The organism is Stenotrophomonas sp. SY1 (assembly GCF_021202945.1).
Classification (GTDB): Bacteria; Pseudomonadota; Gammaproteobacteria; order Xanthomonadales; family Xanthomonadaceae; genus Stenotrophomonas.
Genome location: NZ_JAJOYR010000001.1, coordinates 1,115,206 through 1,134,387 on the forward strand (window position 1 = coordinate 1,115,206; position 19,182 = coordinate 1,134,387).

Annotated in this window: 17 protein-coding genes; 7 read left to right on the forward strand and 10 right to left on the reverse strand. The window is 65.6% G+C overall.

Going from position 1 to position 19,182, the window contains the following annotated elements; translation table 11 throughout:
* Window positions 1-73: 73 nt before the first annotated feature.
* The 5 genes from LR961_RS04485 to LR961_RS04505 form a co-directional block, all read right to left on the reverse strand.
* Window positions 74-634: a nucleoside deaminase gene (locus tag LR961_RS04485; RefSeq protein ID WP_232147244.1), complete on the reverse strand. Its 561-nt coding sequence runs from the start codon at window positions 632-634 to the stop codon at window positions 74-76.
* 333 nt (window positions 635-967) lie between these two features.
* Window positions 968-3,277 (reverse strand): TonB-dependent receptor, encoded by a 2,310-nt coding sequence (locus LR961_RS04490; RefSeq protein ID WP_232147245.1) that lies wholly within the window; start codon window positions 3,275-3,277, stop codon window positions 968-970.
* A 185-nt stretch (window positions 3,278-3,462) separates the two neighbouring features.
* The gene (gene phbB / locus LR961_RS04495; RefSeq protein ID WP_232147246.1) at window positions 3,463-4,203 is read right to left on the reverse strand and encodes an acetoacetyl-CoA reductase; all 741 of its coding nucleotides are present in this window, start codon (window positions 4,201-4,203) and stop codon (window positions 3,463-3,465) included.
* 28 nt (window positions 4,204-4,231) lie between these two features.
* Window positions 4,232-5,560 (reverse strand): CitMHS family transporter, encoded by a 1,329-nt coding sequence (locus tag LR961_RS04500; protein WP_232149193.1) that lies wholly within the window; start codon window positions 5,558-5,560, stop codon window positions 4,232-4,234.
* Between the two features lie 40 nt (window positions 5,561-5,600).
* On the reverse strand, window positions 5,601-6,716 hold the full coding sequence (locus tag LR961_RS04505) for a porin (protein ID WP_232149194.1): 1,116 nt from the start codon (window positions 6,714-6,716) through the stop codon (window positions 5,601-5,603).
* Between the two features lie 253 nt (window positions 6,717-6,969).
* On the opposite strand from LR961_RS04505, the gene LR961_RS04510 reads away from it, so the two are divergent.
* Genes LR961_RS04510 through LR961_RS04520 form a run of 3 tightly spaced genes read left to right on the forward strand, consistent with a single transcriptional unit; the run spans window position 6,970 to window position 10,080 of the window.
* Complete coding sequence (locus tag LR961_RS04510) at window positions 6,970-7,659, forward strand: response regulator transcription factor (protein WP_232147247.1); 690 nt, start codon at window positions 6,970-6,972, stop codon at window positions 7,657-7,659.
* Window positions 7,646-9,031, forward strand: a complete 1,386-nt coding sequence (locus tag LR961_RS04515) for a sensor histidine kinase (RefSeq protein ID WP_232147248.1) — start codon at window positions 7,646-7,648, stop codon at window positions 9,029-9,031. The genes LR961_RS04510 and LR961_RS04515 overlap by 14 nt, the downstream gene beginning before the upstream one ends.
* A complete protein-coding gene (locus LR961_RS04520; protein ID WP_232147249.1) occupies window positions 9,028-10,080 on the forward strand; it encodes an ABC transporter substrate-binding protein in 1,053 nt (350 codons plus the stop codon). The genes LR961_RS04515 and LR961_RS04520 overlap by 4 nt, the downstream gene beginning before the upstream one ends.
* A 130-nt stretch (window positions 10,081-10,210) precedes the next feature.
* Here LR961_RS04520 and LR961_RS04525 read toward each other — a convergent pair whose 3' ends face one another.
* On the reverse strand, window positions 10,211-11,959 hold the full coding sequence (locus LR961_RS04525) for a glutamine--tRNA ligase/YqeY domain fusion protein (RefSeq protein WP_232147250.1): 1,749 nt from the start codon (window positions 11,957-11,959) through the stop codon (window positions 10,211-10,213).
* A gap of 103 nt (window positions 11,960-12,062) precedes the next feature.
* On the opposite strand from LR961_RS04525, the gene LR961_RS04530 reads away from it, so the two are divergent.
* From LR961_RS04530 to LR961_RS04545, 4 genes are read left to right on the forward strand one after another with little or no spacing between them, the layout of a single operon-like run.
* Window positions 12,063-12,731 (forward strand): glutathione S-transferase family protein, encoded by a 669-nt coding sequence (locus LR961_RS04530; RefSeq protein ID WP_232147251.1) that lies wholly within the window; start codon window positions 12,063-12,065, stop codon window positions 12,729-12,731.
* 19 nt (window positions 12,732-12,750) lie between these two features.
* Window positions 12,751-13,017 carry a DUF2007 domain-containing protein gene (locus LR961_RS04535; protein ID WP_232147252.1) on the forward strand — a complete coding sequence of 89 codons (267 nt, stop codon included), beginning with the start codon at window positions 12,751-12,753 and terminating at the stop codon, window positions 13,015-13,017.
* A 32-nt stretch (window positions 13,018-13,049) separates the two neighbouring features.
* Window positions 13,050-13,700 (forward strand): peptide-methionine (S)-S-oxide reductase MsrA, encoded by a 651-nt coding sequence (gene msrA, locus LR961_RS04540; RefSeq protein WP_232149195.1) that lies wholly within the window; start codon window positions 13,050-13,052, stop codon window positions 13,698-13,700.
* Window positions 13,693-14,214 (forward strand): NAD(P)H-dependent oxidoreductase, encoded by a 522-nt coding sequence (locus LR961_RS04545; RefSeq protein WP_332311015.1) that lies wholly within the window; start codon window positions 13,693-13,695, stop codon window positions 14,212-14,214. The genes msrA and LR961_RS04545 overlap by 8 nt, the downstream gene beginning before the upstream one ends.
* Before the next feature lie 375 nt (window positions 14,215-14,589).
* On the opposite strand, the gene LR961_RS04550 is transcribed toward LR961_RS04545, so the two are convergent.
* From LR961_RS04550 to ahpF, 4 genes are all read right to left on the reverse strand, one after another.
* Window positions 14,590-15,555 (reverse strand): transaldolase, encoded by a 966-nt coding sequence (locus LR961_RS04550; protein ID WP_232147254.1) that lies wholly within the window; start codon window positions 15,553-15,555, stop codon window positions 14,590-14,592.
* A gap of 36 nt (window positions 15,556-15,591) precedes the next feature.
* Entirely contained in the window at window positions 15,592-16,020 is a 429-nt protein-coding gene (gene rnk, locus LR961_RS04555; RefSeq protein ID WP_232147255.1) for a nucleoside diphosphate kinase regulator, read from the reverse strand.
* A gap of 305 nt (window positions 16,021-16,325) precedes the next feature.
* Entirely contained in the window at window positions 16,326-17,258 is a 933-nt protein-coding gene (oxyR, locus tag LR961_RS04560) for a DNA-binding transcriptional regulator OxyR (RefSeq protein ID WP_232147256.1), read from the reverse strand.
* 249 nt (window positions 17,259-17,507) lie between these two features.
* Entirely contained in the window at window positions 17,508-19,103 is a 1,596-nt protein-coding gene (ahpF, locus tag LR961_RS04565; protein ID WP_232147257.1) for an alkyl hydroperoxide reductase subunit F, read from the reverse strand.
* Window positions 19,104-19,182: the final 79 nt, after the last annotated feature.

Genomic DNA, 19,182 nt, shown 5'->3' on the forward strand with positions numbered 1-19,182 from the left:
CTTGGTGGCTGCACGAGACTTCGTTCGGACCCTCACCCCAAGCCCTCTCCCGGTGGGAGAGGGGCTTTGGAAGTCAGTAATGCGCACCTTCGTTCAGTCCGTACGCGCGCAGCACCGCGCGTGCGTCCTCGCGTTGCAGGCCCTGTACGACTTCGATGCCGCGCTTGTTCAGCTCGCCCACCCAATCGGCTGGCAGCGGGCCTTCGTCGAACGGGGTGAGCTGCTCCACGTCGGCGGCACTGGCGCCGATCAGCAGGCGGTCGATGCCAGCCCACACGGTGGCCCCGTAGCACTGGCAGCAGGGCTGCGAGGAGGTGGCCAGGGTGATCGGCGAGAGCAGCGCATTCAGGCGCGGCGTATTGAGCTTCTGCTGGGCCAGCATGTAGGCCATGTTCTCGGCGTGCGCCAGCGAGGTCGCATGCGGCACCACGCGGTTCACCGCCGCAGCGATGACCTTGTCATCCGGGCCGAACACCACCGCGCCGAACGGGCCACCGCTGCCGTGTTCGACGTTCAGCCGCGACAGTTCGATCGCCAGCGCGACCTTGGCCTCATCGCCGATATACGCGCGGTCGCAATCGACGGCGTCGTGGATCCAGACGGGAAGGGTGAGGTGAACCTGCGCGTGAAGCATGACGATGACCGACCTGAGGCAAAAACGGCGGCCAGTGTATCGGAGTGAGGGTGGGGGCTCACTTGGCCCATACGGGCCGTTCATCTGTTCGGGAATCGAATGCGGGTGGAAAAGGGCTGAAAGCGACCCCTCCCCAGCCCTCCCCTTGGCTGTGCCAAAGGGAGGGAGCGGTTCATGTGTTCGATCAGATGGCAGCCAAGTCGCTTTTGGCTCCCTCCCTTTGGCGCAGCCAAGGGGAGGGCTGGGGAGGGGGCGCTGTTTGCAGGAGACTCAGACCGAACGGCCCCTCTCCTCAACCCCAGCTCTCCGGCCGGTGGGGAGAGGCACCAGCGGTCAGAACCCTGCGCTGACGGTCATGAACACCTGCCGTGGCGCGCTGGCGTGAATGGCGTAGCGGGTGCCGGTCGGGTCGGTCGGGGCGAATGAACTGAGCTGGCCGGCGTAGCGCTTGTTGGTCAGGTTGGTCACGTTCATCGACACCTTCAGGTCCTGCAGGCCCAGGCCGGGGCCGAAGGTGTAGCCGAAACCGGCATCGAAGGTGGTCACGCCCGGCACCGACTGGTCGTTGGTGTAGGTGTAATAACGCTTGCCGGTGTACTTGCCGCGCAGGCTGGCAAACCAACCGTCGCGGTTCCAGCTCAGTTCGCTGGAGGCCATGCGCTGCGGCGTGTCCACGGTGATCTTGCCGGCCACCGGCACCACCGCACCGCCGGAGATGTAGTCATCCTCGTAGGTGGATTTGTTCCAGGACAGCGCGTTGTACCACTGCAAGCCGTCCGTCGGCTTGAGGATGAACGTGAGCTCGGCGCCGCGGCTCTTCACCGAGCCGACATTGATGAAGCGGGTGACGCATTCCGGCCGCGTGCCCACCTCGATGCTTGAGCAGGGGTTGAGTGACAGCAGGCGGTTGTCGAAGGTGACGTCGTAGGCGGCGATGGATGCCTGGTACTTCTGGCCGAAGGTACGGAAGCCGGCTTCGAAGGTCTTGGATTTTTCCGGCTCCAGGCCGGCGCTGGCCGCGAATGATTCCGGCGTGACCTGCAATGGGCCACCGCTGCCGCCACCGACGAAGGCGGCGATGTTTTCCGAATACGACGCAAACACCTCGTTGTTCGGGGTGAGCTTGAAGCCGACGCCGGCCTGCGGCAGCAGCGATTCCTTGGCGGTCAGCGTGCCGGAGGCGAGTTTTGTCTCGGTGCCGGGCTTGGCGTTGGCGCGCATGCGCGTGTTCGGGCTCTTGATGCCCAGGTCCACGGTCAGGCGGTCATCGATGAAACGCATGCGGTCCTGCACGTAGAACTGGCGCGTGCGGATGTCGAAATCCTGGTCGAACAGGCGACGATCAGGATGGTTGAGGTAGGTGTCGTCCAGGAACGGACCGCTGATGTAGTAGAAGTTGCGCTCGACATTGTGGTCGTTCTGTTCCCACCACAGGCCAGCTTCCAGCTCGTGGATGCCCAGCGTCCACGACAACGCGGCGGTCAGGCCCTGGCGGTTGATCGTGTAGTTGGTGCTGCGGATGGAGATCGGCAGCATTTGATCAGTGCCCGGATAAGAGGGCTGGCCCGGCGCCCACCAGTGGCCCTGGCCGCGGTTCTCATGATGGTAGGCCAGCAGCTTCAGACGGCCCTGTTCGCCAACGCGCAGGTCCGCATCCAGCGAGTACAGGTTGTCATCACGCAAGGCGCGGCTCTGGTAGTACGCATCGTCGATGCTATTGACGCCGCCACTGAAGGCGCAACGGTCGGCGTTGAAGGTGGCCGGCGCACAATAGGCCGCCGCGACGGCGCGGTCCCAGTCCGGCGCGTAGATGTTCCAGTCCCAGCCCAGGCCGCGCTCGAGCATGCTTTTGGACAGATACGCGTAGTTGGCCTGGCTGGTGCGCGAGGTGGCAGCGAAGGCGCCGAAGCGGTTGTCGCCCACGTTCCACACCGCCTTGGCGTTGAACTGGCGTGTGGTCTGGTTCTGGTGCGGCGCGGCCCACATGTCCGCATCCTGGTAGACGCCGGAAACATAGGCGGCAAAGCCATTGTGCTCGCCGGTATCCACACGCAGGTAGCCACGACGCTGGCTGTCATCGCCGACGGTGATGCCGGCGCGGCCACCAAACACGGAGGCCGGATCACTGGAGAAGTACTGGATGGTGCCACCGAGGTTGCTGGTGGAGGCCACGCCCAACGAGCCGATGCCCTGCGACAACTCGGCACCGGCCAGGTTCTCGGCGATGATCGCGCGCGAAATGCTCAGCCCGTTGTAGTTGCCGTAGCTGTTGTCGCCCAGCGGGATGCCGTCGAGCGTGTAACCCAGCCGGGTCTTGTCGAAGCCGCGCAGGCTGATGGTCTGGGATTCCTCGTTTGCACCGAATGCATCATTGGATTGCACCGATACGCCAGGCAGACGGTCGAGGAGCTTCTGGCCGCTGGTGCCTGGCGGCAGCACCTGCTTGTCGACTTCGCCAATGCGCTGCACCTGGCGGGTTTCGCCCTGGCCGATCACCGAGATCGTATCCAGCGTCTGCGCGCTTGGTGCGGCCAGTGCCGCCGTCGTCTGGATGCTGGCCTCTGCTTGCGCGGGCGTTGCGGCGTAGAGCGGTGCGCTGGTGAGGGCGGTGAGTACTGCGATGGTCAGAAGTCGGGTCTGCATGTCGGTCCGTGGCATTTGGAAAACGCGCTGAAACAAGCGCGCAGCCACTATGCGAAGCCAACATGAAAGGTTGTTTACGGTGGTGTGTGATGCCTGCACGCTGCCACTTCCGCTGGCGATGAACAGGCAAAAAAAAGCCGCGATGAACTGCATCGCGGCATGCCGGGGGAGGGCAAAGCAATAGCTCAACTCATGTACAGGCCGCCGTTGACGGCGTAGTCGGCACCGGTGACGTAGGCCGCATCGTCCGACGCCAGCCAGGTACACAGTGCGGCCACTTCTTCCGGGCGGCCCAGGCGACGCACTGGCACCGATGCTGCCAGGCGGTCCAGTACATCCGGTGGGAAACTGCTGATCGCCTGGCTGGCGATGTAGCCCGGCGAGAGCGTGTTGACGGTGACGCCGCGCGCGGCGACTTCGGCTGCCAGAGCGCGGCTGAAGCCATGCATCGCCGCCTTGGCGGTGGCGTAGTTGACCTGACCGATCTGGCCCTTGTGCGCACTCACCGAGCCGATGTTGATGATGCGGCCCCAGCCACGCTGGGTCATGCCATCGACCACCTGCTTGGTGATGTTGAACATCGCGTTGACGTTGGAGCTGATCACCGCGTTCCAGTCGTCGACGGTCATCTGCCGGAACAGCACATCGCGGCTGCCACCTGCGTTGTTGACCAGTACATCGACCTCACCCACTTCGGCGCGCACCTGGGCAAAGGCGGCGCTGGTGGATGCCCAGTCGGTGGCGTTGCCTTCGGAGGCGATGAAGTCGAATCCCAGTTCGCGCTGTTCGCGCAGCCAGTTGGCCTTGCGCGGGGAGTTTGGCGCGCAGCCGGCGACCACGGTGTGGCCGCTGCGCGCCAGGCTCTGGCAGATGGCAGTGCCGACACTGCCCATGCCGCTGGTGACATATGCGATGCGAAGAGTCATGCGAGGCTCCAGTTCAATGCGGGGCCGCTCACGCGGCCAGCGGGTACAGGGCACACAGCAGGCTGCCGATCATCAACAACAGGCAGATCAGCACCGCCCACTTCAGGGTGAAACGCTGGTGGTCGGCGAAGTCCACCTTGGCAAGCCCGACCAGCAGATAGGTCGAAGGCACCAATGGGCTGAGCAGATGCACCGGCTGGCCGGCCAGCGAGGCGCGTGCCATTTCCACCGGAGTGATGCCGTAGTGACCTGCCGCTTCGGACAGGATCGGCAGCACGCCGAAGTAGAAGGCGTCGTTGGACATGAAGAAGGTGAACGGCATCGACGCCAGTGCGGTGATCACCGCCAGATACGGCCCCCAGGTTTCCGGAATCACCGCCAGGAAGCCGCGCGACATCGCCTCGACCATGCCGGTGTTGGACAGGATGCCGGTGAAGATGCCGGCGGCGAAGATCAGCGATACCACCGACAACACGTTGCCGGCGTGGTTGACCACGCGGCGGCGCTGCTCGGCCAGGTTCGGGTAGTTGATCACCAGCGCGATGGCGAAGCCGACCATGAACAACACCGGCATCGGCAGCACGCCGATCACCAGCGCAACCATCAATGCCAGGGTCAGGCCGAAGTTCACCCACAGTAGTTTCGGGCGCTTGGTGTCCTCGGCGTCTTCAACCGTCGGCAGGGCATTGGCATCGTCGGAAACCGTGGCATCGAGCCAGTTGCGGTCGTGCGGCATGGTGATCACGCCAAGCCGGCGACGCTCCTTCATGCCCAGGTACCAGGCCAGCACCATGATGCCGACGCAGGCCAGCAGCATCGCCGGGATCATCGGCACGAACACATCGGCCGGGTCCACGTGCAATGCGGTGGCTGCGCGTGCGGTGGGCCCGCCCCATGGGGTGAGGTTCATCACGCCACCGGCGAGGATGGTCACGCAGGTCATGTTCAACGCGTTCATGCCCAGCCGCTGGTACAGCGGCAGCATCGCCGAGACGGTGATCATGTAGGTGGTGGAGCCATCACCGTCGAGCGAGATCAGCATTGCCAGTGCGGCGGTGCCCATCACGATCTTCAGCGGATCACCCTTGACCAGGCGCAGGATGATCCGCACCAGCGGGTCGAACAGGCCGGCATCGATCATCACGCCGAAGTAGAGGATGGCGAACATCAGCATCACGCCGGTCGGCGCGATCTTCTTGATGCCATCGAGCATCATGTCATCCAGGCCGTTGCCAAAGCCGCCGATCAGGGCGAACACGATGGGCACGGTGATCAGGGCTACCAGCGGCGACAGGCGCTTGCTCATGATGAGATACATGAACGTGAGCACCATGCCGAAGCCGAGGATGGTCAGCATCATCTGCGGACTCCTTTCGGGTCAGTACGTGGGGGAGGGGTCAGAAATCGAATTGCAGGCGGCCGGTGACCGCGCGGGTGTGGTCCACGGTGGTGTCGGCCAGGCGGTCGCGGTTGCGGCTTTCGATCAGGTTGAGCATGAAACGCAGGTTGTCGCGCAGGTACCAGTTGCCGCCCACGGTCCAGGCCTCGGTGCTGCCGCGACGCAGGTCGGGCAGGCCATCGAGATGCTGCGCGCCGCGCATCTGGTCGTAGCGCAGCGCCAGTTCGAAGGCACCGGCCTTGTGGCGGATGTCCTTGACGCGGGCGAAGCGCCCGGTCTTGCGGTCGTAGGCGCGCGACTCACCGGTCACGAACCAGCTGACCAGGCCGTAGCCGGCCATCACGTCACCGCGCTGCATGCCATCGTTGAAGGTGGCGCCACTGAACTCGCCCTGCCATGACAGCGGGCCACGCACCTGTGCGTATTCCAGCGACCATTTGTTGACGTCGGTGTCGCGGCCGTCGGCGAAATTGATCAGCGTCAGCCGGCTTTCATCGGACAGATGCCCGGCCGGACGCGGCCGGATGCGCAGCGCCGGCACGCCGTTGGCGCCGGGGTTGTCATAGGCTTCGCGGGCCAGTGACAGGCCAAGGTGCAGCACGTCGCCGTCCAGCGGTGACGGTGCCCAGGTGACGCGACCGCCGGCCGCACGTCCCTTCACCTGCCACGCATCGATGCTCTCCAGGCTGTAGACGCTGGCCGCCCAGCTGAAATCGCCAGGATTGGCCTGCCACGAGGCACCCAGCCGGTACAGCGGCGCCAGCGTGGTGGCCGCGTTGCCGCGCTCCAGCAACGGGCCGTAGTTGGAACTGGTGCGGTCATCAAGCGAGTAGTACTGCTTGAACTGGCCTACCGTCAGCTTGCCGGCGTCACCAAAGCGGCGGCTCACGTAGACGTCCTTGGCTTCGACCCGGTCGCCGGAAAAATCGGCTTCCAGCTTGTAATCGACCACGTAGAACCTGCCCGATACGTCCAGCCAGGCGCGACGCACTTCGGTGTCGTCCTTGCTGGGCGTGCCGCGGTGGTCGTTGTCGAACGTGGCGAAATCCAGGTGCAGGCGGCCGCCGAGCGTGGCCGTCAGCGGATCGTTGTCATCGGCGGCCATTGCGGGCATGGCCAGTGAGGCCAGAACCAGAACGACGCCACCGCGCCAGCAATCAATCGTGTTCTTCACAGACCCTCCCTGGTGCGCGTGGGGCGCGGCAGACGTGGGCACCGGCTGGTGCGTTGGGGGGCGAGTCTGGAGTGGGCAAGCTGTCATGCGCCTGTCAGCGGTTTGTGCGGTGCAGCGAACGCAGTTCCCGACGCTGCGCGCGCACAGCCGTCCGCGTTAGCATTCGCGCTCTTGCCGTGCCGTTCCCCCGCCGATGCGCCTGTTGCTGGTCGAAGACAACCCGGATCTTGCCGATGCGATCATCCGTCGCATGCGCCGCAGTGGGCACGCCGTTGACTGGCAGTCAGATGGCCTGTCGGCCGCCAGCGTGCTGCGCTACCAGAGCTTCGATCTGGTGGTGCTGGACATCGGCCTGCCGCGCTTGGATGGGCTGCGCGTATTGGCTGGCATGCGCGAACGTGGCGATCGCACACCGGTGCTGATGCTGACCGCGCGCGACGGCATCGAAGACCGGGTGCAGGCGCTGGACGTGGGCGCTGACGACTACCTGGGCAAGCCGTTCGACTTCCGCGAATTCGAGGCTCGCTGCCGCGTGCTGCTGCGTCGCGGACGTGGCCATGCCAGCGATGTGGTCCAACTGGGTGGCTTCCAGTTCGACAACGCCGCGCATCGGGTCAGCCTCGATGGTGAGCCGATCGAACTGCCCAACCGCGAGTTCCGGTTGCTGGAAATCCTGGTCGGCCGGCTGGGCCAGGTGGTGAGCAAGGACGAGATCGGCAACGGCCTGTTCGGTTTTGACGATGAAGCCGGCCCGAATGCGATCGAGCTGTATGTCGGCCGCCTGCGTCGCAAGCTGGCCGCAGCGCCGCTTCGCATCACCACCGTGCGTGGCGTCGGGTATCTGCTGGAGCCCCATGAGGGCGGCGGCGATGGCGACGACTGAGGCGCCCGCGCCGGGTTCATTGCGGCGCACGTTGCTGCTGTATCTGGGCGGCCTGCTGGCGGTGTTCGCGGTGGTGCTGCTGTTCGCCGCGCGCGAGTACGGGCAGCGTGCGGCCAATCGTTCCTATGACCACCTGCTGGTGTCCTCGGCATTGTCCATTGCCGATTCGGTGGCGCTGGTCGATGGCCAGTGGCAGGTGGACCTGCCGTATGCCGCGCTGGACCTGTTGTCGATGGCCGAGGAGGACCGCGTGTTCTATCGCATCGCCGACAGCCGTGGACAGCTAATCACTGGCTATGAGGACCTGCCTGAATCACCCCAGGCGCCCGGCATCCGGCCGTATCTGTTCGATGCGACGTACAGCGGCGAAACGGTGCGATTCGTGGTGGTCACGCGCAGCTTTGCCGCCGCATCGGCGCAGGGTGAAGTGCAGGTGCAGGTCGGCCAGACCCGCCGTGCACGCGAGGCCTTGGCACAGGAAATGGTCAACCGCGCGCTGCTGGCCATCGGCGTGTTGTCCGGGTTGGCCCTGGCACTGGTTGTCTTCGGCGTGCATCGCGCGTTTCGGCCGCTGGTGCGGGTGGAGCGCGAGTTGTCGCGGCGTGAACCGTCGGACCTGAGGCCACTGGATGCCCGCGTGCCACGCGAGATGGACCAGATGGTGGCGGCGTTGAACCGGTTCATGGAACGCCTGTCCAGCAGCAACGAAACCCTGCGCGCTTTCATGGCCGAAGCCGCGCACCAGATGCGCACGCCATTGGCGGCGCTGCGCGCGCAGGCGCAGCTGGCGCTGGATGAGGATGATCCGCAGGACATGCAGCGCAGCCTCCAGGCCATCGAACGCAATGCCACCCACATGAGCCGGCTGCTCAACCAGCTGCTCAGCGACGCCAGCGTCATCCATCGCTCCAACCTGCATCACTTCGCGCCGCTGGACCTGGCCGAAACCGTGCACCAGGCGCTGCACGAAGCCTTGCCTTTGGCCGCACCGGCACCGCGCGTGCAGCTGGCGATGAGCCGTGACGTGGTGCTGGTCAACGGCGACGCGTTGCTGTTGCGTGAAGCGATCAAGAACCTGGTCGACAACGCGCTCAAGTACGGCGGCGACGGCGCCTTGCAGATCGCCTTGACCGTGGATGCCGGCGATGCGGTGTTGACCATTGCCGACCACGGCCCGGGCATCGCGGCAGCCGACGCCGAGCGGGTGTTCGAGCGTTTCGGGCGTGGTGAACATGCACCGGCTGGTGGCGCCGGCCTCGGGCTGGCCATCGTCAAGCGGGTGATCGACAGCCATGGTGGACGCATCGACCTGAGCAACCGCCCGCAGGGTGGCTTGATCGCCACCATTCGTCTGCCCCGGAGCACGGCATGAAGCGCCTGTTGTTGTGGACGATGCTGTGGTTGCTGGCCGCACCAGCCGCAGCGGCGCCGGGAGATGTGCAGCGTTTCCCTGCCCGGACGGCAACGCCCAATGCGCAGCTGCGCATCCACGGCACGACCGACATCGAAGTGTTCGCGATGGTGGTGGCCGACTACCAGCGGCTTAATCCGGGCACCGAGGTAGTGTACGAGGACATCATCACCCAGGACCTGCATGCGCGTTTCCTGCGTGACCGTAACGGACCGGCGTCGCCGGACCTGCTGATTTCCAGTGGCATGGACCTGCAGACCAAACTGGTCAACGATGGCTATGCATTGCCGCACCAGTCGGCCATGACCGATGCCGTGCCGAGCTGGGCGCAGTGGCGCCATGAAGCCTACGGGATCAGCTACGAGCCGGTGACCATCGTCTACAACACCCGCACGCTGCCCGCGGGCAAGGTGCCGCATACGCGCCGGCAACTGCTGGAGTTGCTGCGCGCCGAAGGTGCGCCCTTACGCGGCAAGGTGGGCACCTACGACATCGAGCGCAGCAGCGTGGGTTATCTGCTGGCAACACAGGACGCGCATCGCGGCAGCATTGCCGGTGCCTTGCTGGCTGCGTTGGGGGACAACGGCGTGCTGCGGGAGGAGCGCACCGGCGTGCTGCTGGACAAGGTCAGCAGCGGTGAGTTGTCGCTTGCTTACAACGTGCTGGGTTCGTATGCGCAGGCGCGCATCGATGCCGGCGCACCGCTGGGCATTGTCGAGCCGGAGGACTACACGCTGGTGGTGCTGCGCACGGCGGTGATCCCACGCAGCAGCCGCAACCAGAGCGAAGCCCGTCGATTCCTGGATTACCTGTTGTCACCGCGCGGTCAGCAGGTGTTGTCGCGCGAGGCGCGGCTGATGCCGATCATCGGCAGTGCCGGGCGCGAAAGCACGCCCGGTCGCAATCGCCGGCCGATCCTGCTTGGTCCGGGTTTGCTGGTCTATCTGGATGCGCTCAAGCGCCGCCAGTTCATCGATGCGTGGCGCAGCAGCGTTGAACCTGCGCGTTAGCAGGTAGAGCGCAACCACGCTGCGCTGGGGCAACACCGGCAACGTCACCGCCGAGCATGGCTCGGCGCTGACGTTGGACAGAAAGCAAAACGCCGGGCATTGCCCGGCGTTTTTGTGCATCAGCGGCGTATCAACCCGCCCAGGTGTCGCGCAGCGTCACGCTGCGGTTGAACACCGGCTTGGCAGCGCTGTGGTCGCGGCGGTCGGCCACGAAGTAACCGGTACGCTCGAACTGGAACGACCGCTCCGGCGCGGCGATGGCAGCGGCCGGTTCGACATAGCCGGTGACGACCTTGCGCGATTCCGGGTTCAGGTAATCGCGGTAGGTCTTGCCTTCGGATTCGTCGTCCGGGTTTTCCACCGAGAACAGGCGGTCGTACAGGCGCACTTCGGCTTCCACCGCATGCTGGGCACTGACCCAATGGATGGTGCCCTTGACCTTGCGGTTGGCGCCTTCCATGCCCGGACGCGATTCCGGGTCCAGCCAGCCACGCAGCTCGACGATCTCACCGGCATCGTTCTTGACCACTTCATCGACGCGGGCAATACCGGCGCCACGCAGGCGCACTTCACCGCCCGGTACCAGGCGCTTCCAGCCCTTCGGCGGGACTTCGGCGAAATCTTCGCGTTCGATCCACAGCTCGCGTGCGAACGGCACGTCGCGGGTGCCGAAGCTTTCGTCCTTCGGATGGTTGCTGAAGGTCAGGGTTTCCTCGTGGCCTTCGGGCAGGTTGGTGAGCACCAGCTTGATCGGATCGATCACCGCCATGCGGCGCGCGGCGGCGCTGTCCAGGTCCTCACGCAGCGCGCCTTCCAGCACGCTGAAATCGATCAGCGAATTCTGCTTGGAAATGCCAACGCGTTCGGCGAACAGGCGCATCGCCGCCGGGGTATAGCCACGGCGACGCAGGCCCTGCAGGGTCGGCATGCGCGGATCGTCCCAGCCGTCGACCAGCTGTTCGGTGACCAGCGCCATCAGCTTGCGCTTGCTCATCACCGTGTAGTTGATGTTCAAGCGCGAGAACTCGATCTGACGCGGCTTGGCCGCTTCACGCGGCAGGCCCTTGTCGACCAGTGGCTGGGTCAGTTCCGGGCTGTGTGCGTAGTCGACGTTGTCCACGCACCAGTCGTACAGCGGGCGGTGGTCTTCAAACTCCAGCGTGCACAGCGAGTGGGTGATGCCCTCGATCGAATCGCCCAGCGCATGGGCGAAGTCGTACATCGGGTAGATCGGCCACGCGTTGCCGGTGTTCTGGTGCTCGACGTGCTTGATGCGGTAGATCGCCGGGTCGCGCAGGTTGATGTTGCCGCTGGCCATGTCGATCTTGGCGCGCACCGTGCGCGCGCCATCCGGGAACTCGCCGGCGCGCATGCGGGTGAACAGATCCAGGTTCTCCTCGACGCTGCGGTCGCGGTACGGCGACGGGCGGCCCGGCTCGGTCAGGGTGCCGCGGTAGGCGCGCACTTCCTCGGCCGACAGGTCACAGACGTAGGCCTTGCCGTCACGGATCAGCTTCTGCGCCGCCAGGTAATAGGCGTCGAAGTAGTCAGATGCGTGGCGCAGCTCGTTCCACTCGAAGCCCAGCCAGCGCACGTCGTCCTGGATCGCGGTCACGTACTCCGGGTCTTCCTTGGCCGGGTTGGTGTCGTCGAAACGCAGGTTGCACACGCCGCTGAACTCCCCGGCGATGCCGAAGTTCAGGCAGATCGACTTGGCATGGCCGATATGCAGGTAGCCGTTGGGCTCGGGCGGGAAGCGGGTCTTGATGGCCGTGTGCTTGCCGCTGGCCAGGTCCTCACGGACGATCTGGCGGATGAAATCGCGCTTCTCCGGGGTGGTTTCCGGGGTGGCGTCGGCGGCAGGCGTGTTCTCGGACATTGGGGGCGCAGCGTTTTGAAATGATCGGCAAGTTTAGCCGAGCTGGGCCCGGCCTGCCGCCGATGGGCCTATGCTGGGCGTCCCGCCCAATCCGCCCGCGCCCATGAACCGCCCTGTCCTGGTGATCGGCAACAAGAACTATTCCTCCTGGTCGCTGCGGCCGTGGCTGCTGCTGCGGCATTTTGGCGTGGCTTTCGAGGAGGTTCGGCTGGCGCTGGATACCCCGGAATTCGCCACCGAAGTCCGTCGTTACTCGCCAGCGGGCAAGGTGCCGGCATTGCAGGACGGTGCGCTGCAGCTGTGGGATTCGCTGGCCATCTGCGAATACGCCAACGAGCGCTGGCTCGGCGGGCGGGGCTGGCCGGCCGACCTGCGGCAGCGCGCGCTGGCCCGCGTGGCGGCGGCGGAGATGCATTCGGGCTTCGTCGCCCTGCGCACCCAGCTGCCGATGAACAGCCGCCGCCAGCCGGATGGCTACCGCTGGGACGCCGCCGCGCAACGCGACATCGACCGCATCCAGGCGCTGTGGAGCGAGCTGCGCCGGGCCGAAGGCGGCGCAGGCCAGTTTCTCTTTGGCGATTTCGGCATCGTTGACGCCATGTTCGCGCCGGTTGCGGTGCGCTTTGACGGCTACGGCGTGGCCGTTGAGGGCGAGGCAGCTACCTACCTGCAAGCGCTGCTGGAGTTGCCGGCGCTGCGTGAATGGCGTGCGGCCGGCGCGGCTGAAACCGAGCACGTGGCCGCCACCGACGCGCTGCGTAGCCCTGCCTGAATGAACCGAGGAGAAAGCGATGCAGCTGGTCTACCAGACAAACAACCTGTTCGACGCACATCTGGTCAAGCATGCGCTGGAGGACGCGGGCATCCCGGCCTTCGTATTCGGTGAATCCCTGCTGGGGGCGGGTGGCGAGCTGCCGTTGTTCGGGCTGCTGCGGGTGTGTGTGCCGGACAGCGCCAAGCCGTTGGCCGATGACGTCGTCGCTGGCCTGGACTTGGACGCAGGGCCGGTCGACCCCATTTCAGATGACGATGAAGCGCCGGGCCTGTTGCCTGCGTGAGGAGAGCGGACATGTTGGGAATCGGCCAGGGGCTGTTGGGTATCGGTGCGTTCAAGCAGCGGCTGCCGCGCCCGGAAGAAGCGCTGCCGGGGCGTGATGCGCCGCTGCCGCTGCACAACGTGCATTTCGTCAACGGCCAGCCATTGCAGGCCGACTTCACCGGGCTGCAGGTACTGGACGTGGGGCTGGGCTGCTTCTGGGGCGCCGAACGCAAGTTCTGGCAGTTGCCGGGCGTGGTCACCACGGCGGTGGGTTACCAGGGCGGGGTCACCCCGAATCCGACCTATGAGGAAGTGTGCTCCGGGCTCACCGGTCACACCGAAGTGGTGCGGGTGGTGTTCGACCCGGCGCAGGTGACGCTGGACACGGTGCTGCGCACTTTCTGGGAGAACCACGATCCCACGCAGGGCATGCGCCAGGGCAACGACACCGGCACGCAGTACCGCTCTGCGATCTACTGCCATACGCAGGCGCAGTACGACGCGGCGTTGGCCAGCCGCGATGCTTACCAGCAGCAACTGCGCGCGGCCGGTTATGGCGACATCACTACGGAAATCGCCTTTCCTGCACCGACGTTCTATTACGCCGAGGATTACCACCAGCAGTACCTGGCCAAGAATCCGAACGGTTACTGCGGCATTGGCGGCACCGGCGTGAGCTGCCCGATCGGGCTGGATGTCTGAAGTGACTGCTGCCACGCCACGCCGCTTGCTGGTGGTGTGGCACAGCTTTACCGGTGCGACGCGCTCGATGGCGCAGGCACTGGTGGATGCGGCGCGTGAGGCCGGCGGCAACGGCTTGCAGATCGATCTGCTGCATGCGGCCGAGGCCGGGGCAGACGATGTGCTCGCCGCAGATGCGGTGGTGTTTGCTACGCCCGAGACGTTGGCATCGATCAGCGGCGCGATGAAGGATTTTTTCGACCGAAGCTATTACCCGCTGTTGGGGCGCTGCGAAGGCAAGCCTTATGCGTTGATGGTGTGCGCCGGTTCGGACGGACATCCGACGATTGCGCAGTTGCAGCGGATTGCCACGGGTTTGCGCATGCAAGAGGTGGCCGAGCCGATATTGGTGTGCACGCATGCGCAGACAGCAGAGGCGATTGCGGCGGTGAAGCAGCTGCCCGAAGCGGAGTTGGAGCGTGCGCGCGAACTGGGCGCATTGCTCGCGGCAGGGCTGGAGTTGGGGATTTTCTAGCTTTGCTTCAAAGCCCTTCTCCCGCGTGCGGAAAAGGGGTGACGGCAAGCTTCTAACGAGCGAACGTCAAAAGCGCCCCCATCCGCCCTACGGGCACCTCGCTCCGCGCCCCTGCCCAGCGCAGCGCGCTGGGCGTTCGGTCTTGTACGAGCCAGTGGCTCGTAAGCAACAAGCCCTCACCCCGCAGGCGGGAGAAGGGAGGTCGTCAGGCTTCTGCTTTGAGCCCCTCTCCCTCCGGGAGAGGGGGTGGGGAGAGGGTTCGGGCGAAGCCCGCTGAGATTGATTGGCACGCGGCTGCGTGCCTACCCTCATCCGCCCCTTCGAGGCACCTTCTCCCGGTGGGAGAAGGGGGGTGTTCCGAATCCTTGCGGTCGCTTACTTGCCCAATTCATCGGCAATGCGTTGACGCAGCGTCTGCAGATCCTTGGCAAACGCATCGATGCCGGTCGCCAGCTTTTCAGTGGCCATCGGATCGGCGGCCAGGTCCGCGTCGAACTTCGCTTCATCAATCGCCGCGACATTCACCGCTTCGGCCGCACCGGCCACCAGCTTGCGCGGCAGTTCGCCGAAATCGGCGTCCAGCTTTTCCAGCAGGTCCGGCGAGATGGTCAGACGATCGCAGCCGGCCAGCGCTTCGATCTGCGCGGTCGAGCGGAACGAGGCGCCCATCACCACGGTCGGTGAACCACGGCGCTTGAACTCGGCGTACACGCCGCGCACGAACTGCACGCCCGGGTCTTCGTCGATGCTGGCCGGGGTCTGGCCGTTGGCCACGTACCAGTCCAGGATCCGTCCGACGAACGGCGAGATCAGGAACGCGCCGGCTTCCGAGCAGGCCAGCGCCTGGGTCGGGTTGAAGATCAGCGTCAGGTTGCAGTCGATGCCCTCGGCCTGCAGCACGCGGGCCGCTTCCACGCCGGCCCAGGTGGCGGCGATCTTGATCAGCACCTTGCTGCGCGGCACGCCGGCCGCTTCGTACATGGCGATGAACTCGCGCGCCTTGGCAATCGTCGCTGCGGTGTTGTGCGCCTGGTCGGCGTCCACCTCGGTGGACACGCGGCCGGGCACCAGCTCGGCCAGCATCGCGCCGACGCCAACGGTCAGGCGATCAACCACGGCGTTGGCGACGTCCTGCACGTCACCGGATTGGGTACGGCCCCACTGCAGCTCGCGCTCGATCAGGCCGGCGTACACCGGCAGGTCGAGCGCCTTCTTCACCAGCGTGGGGTTGGTGGTGCAGTCCACCGGGCGCAGGCGCTTGATGGCGTCGTAGTCACCGGTGTCGGCGACGACGACGGACAGTTCGCGCAGCTGGGCGAGCTTGGAGGGGGCCTGGGTCATTGCATGGTCCTGTGCAGCGGTGCCGGCGCGGTGCGCTCAGCGGTGGAGGTCGCCAGCGGCTTCGGGCTGGTAATGGACGGCGGTCACGCGCAGGCGCAGCTGACGGCCACCGGGTGCGGTCCAGTCGATGGTCTGGCCGACCGACAGGCCCAGCAGGGCGCTACCGACCGGTGCCAGCACGGACACGCGGCCCTTGTCGAAATCCGCTTCGTGCGGATAGACCAGGGTCAGGGAATGCTTTTCGTTGTGCAGCTCGTCTTCGCAGTCCACGCGCGAATGCATGGTGACGATGCCAGCGGGGATTTCTTCCGGCGGCAGCACCTGCGCACGTTCCAGCTCCTGGGACAGGGCGACGGCGGCCGGGTGCCGGCTCAGGGCCGGGGAGTCGAGCAGGGCTTCAAGGCGGGCCATGTCGCGGGTGGAAACGATGATTGAGGGGGGAAGACCGCTTTGGCTGGTCGTCATTGGATGTTCCTTATCTGTTGAAAAAACAAGCAAAAGGCGACGCCTTGTCGGCGTCGCCCGGGCACTATTGTGCAGGTCTCGAGGGCCGGAAGCGACCCTGTTCCGATGATGGGGCCGGTCAGGGCCGGATGCAATGTGGGGGGAGGGAGTGTTCAGGTTGCCTGCCCCGTGAAAAGCACCCCTCCCCAACTCTCCCCTTCGCCTTCGGCGCAAGGGAGGGGGCGGTTCTGCTTAACCTGCCGGATCGTTGCGAATGCGGCTTCTCCCCGACTCGCGCCGAAGGTCGGGGAGGGCTCAGCTGGGGATCAAACCTGCGGCCTGACCGACTCCTGGCCCGCTTCCAGCAAGCCGCTGGGGAGCTGCCTGAACAGCTCGGCCAACTGCTCCAGGAAGGCCCCCATCGCCGAGCTGCGGCGCCAGATCATGGCGATGCGGCGGTTCGGATGCGGGTTGCCCTGGAAGGGGATCAGCTGGATGTTCTGCGAACGTGCCACCGGCGGCTTCACCGCCAGCATCGGCAGCAGGGTCACGCCTACATTGGCTGCGACCATCTGTCGCAGGGTTTCCAGGCTGGTGGCCTGGAATTCGGACTTCTCCAGCGCACCGGCCAGGTGGCAGACATCCAGGGCCTGGTCGCGCAGGCAATGGCCATCCTGCAACAGCAGCAGGCGCTGGTTGGAAAGGTCGTCCATGGTCAGCGCCGCATGCGCGGTGAGCGGGTGGCCTTCCGGCGCGGCCAGGACGAACGGCTCTTCGAACAGGAACTCGGTATGCAGCTGGTCGTCATTGATCGGCAGGGCCAGCAGTGCCGCGTCGAGCTGGCCGTTGCGCAGCTGCGCCATCAGCACGTCGCTTTTTTCTTCGACCAGCAGCATCTCCAGCTGCGGGAAGCGCTGACGGATGGCCGGCACAACATGCGGCAGCAGGTACGGGCCAAGGGTGGGGAAGATGCCAAGGCGCACGGTGCCGGCTTCCGGGTCGCGGCTGCGGCGGGCGGCTTCCTTCATCTGTTCCACTTCGGCAATGATGCCGCGCGCGCGCGCGGCTGCTTCGCGCCCGGCCGGGGTCAGCATCACCTTGCGCGGTGCGCGTTCGACCAGCGGTACGCCCAGCTCGTCTTCCAGTTTCTTGATCTGAGTGGACAGCGTGGGCTGGCTGACGAAACAGGCAGCCGCCGCACGACCGAAGTGTTTGTGCTCGGCCAGCGCTACCAGGTATTTCAGGTCACGTAGGTTCACGGCGTACTCCGGTCAGGCGTCCGAGTGTTTCCTTCTCCCTGCGGGAGAAGGTGCCCCGAAGGGGCGGATGAGGGTGCGAGCGACGTTCACTGGCCTCAGTCTGCACGAGGCTTCGACCTTACCCTCAACCCAACCTCCGCTCCGCGCCCCGGCCCCGCGCTGACGCGGGGGCGTTGGTGAGGCAGCGAAGCGGTGGTTCGTAAACTGCCCCTCTCACTCCGCAGGGAGAGGGGCTTTATCCCGCAGCTTTCAGGCGGTTTCAGCAACTTCGGCCTTCGCAACAGCCGGCACCGAACTGCGGATCAGGTGATCAAACGCGCTCAGTGCGGCGGTCGAGCCGGCGCCCATGGCGATGATGATCTGCTTGTACGGCACCGTGGTGCAGTCACCGGCGGCAAACACGCCCGGCACGTTGGTCTGGCCACGGTCGTCGATGATGATCTCGCCACGGTTGCTCAGCGCCACCGTGTCGCGCAGCCACTCGGTGTTCGGCAGCAGGCCGATCTGCACGAAGATGCCTTCCAGCTCGACGCGATGCGAATCGCCACCGACGCGGTCGGTGTAGACGATGCCGTTGACCTTCTGGCCGTCGCCCAGCACTTCGGTGGTCTGCGCGTTGAGCACCACCTTCACGTTCGGCAGGCTGTGCAGCTTGGCCTGCAGCACCTGGTCGGCGCGCAGCTTGCTGTCGAACTCGAACACGGTGACGTGGCTGACGATGCCGGCCAGGTCGATCGCCGCTTCGATACCGGAGTTGCCGCCACCGATCACCGCCACGCGCTTGCCCTTGAACAGCGGGCCGTCGCAATGCGGGCAGTAGGCCACGCCCTTGTTGCGGTATTCGCTCTCGCCGGGCACGTTCATCTGCCTCCAGCGTGCGCCCGTGGACAGGATCACGGTCTTGGACTTCAGCGAGGCGCCGTTTTCCAGCTGCACTTCGACCAGGCCATCGGCACCGGCCGGCACCAGCTTGGTGGCGCGCTGCAGGTTCATGATGTCCACCTCGTACTCACGTACGTGGGCTTCCAGCGCGCTGGCCAGCTTCGGGCCTTCGGTGTGCTGCACCGAGATGAAGTTCTCGATGGCCATGGTGTCCAGCACCTGGCCGCCGAAACGCTCGGCCGCAACGCCGGTGCGGATGCCCTTGCGTGCAGCGTAGATCGCCGCCGCAGCGCCGGCCGGGCCACCGCCCACCACCAGCACGTCGAACGCATCCTTGGCCTTGATCTTCTCCGCATCGCGGGCAGCGCTGCCGGTGTCGAGCTTGGCGACGATCTGCTCCAGGCTCATGCGGCCGGAATCGAACATCTGGCCACCCTGGAACACCATCGGCACCGCCATCACCTGGCGCTGCTCCACTTCCTGCTGGAAGGCACCGCCTTCGATCACGGTGGTGCGGATCTTCGGATTCACGATCGCCATCAATGCCAGCGCCTGGACCACGTCCGGGCAGTTGTGGCAGCTCAGCGACATGTAGACCTCGAAGTCGAAGTCCGCATCGATCGCCTTGATGCTGTCGATCACTTCCTCGGCCACCTTCGGCGGGTGACCGCCGGTCCACAGCAGGGTCAGTACCAGCGATTCGAATTCATGGCCCAGCGGCAGGCCGGCGAAACGCACGCCGTGGTCCTGGCCCTCACGGGCGACGACGAACGAGGGGCGGCGCGCATCGGTGCCGGCTGCATCCAGCGTGATCTTGCCGTTACCGGCTTCCACGATGTCGTCCAGCAGGCCACGCATTTCCTGGCCGGCGGCACTGTCATCGAGCGAGGCGATCAGGCGCAGCGGCTGACGCAGCAGGCCCATGTACTGCTGAAGCTGGGACTTGAGAGTGGCATCCAACATGGACAATCTCCGGTGTTGAGGCAAAGCGGGGGAGTGGCGCCGCTGCGGTGATGCGGGGCGCCGATAGAAGTAGGGGTGA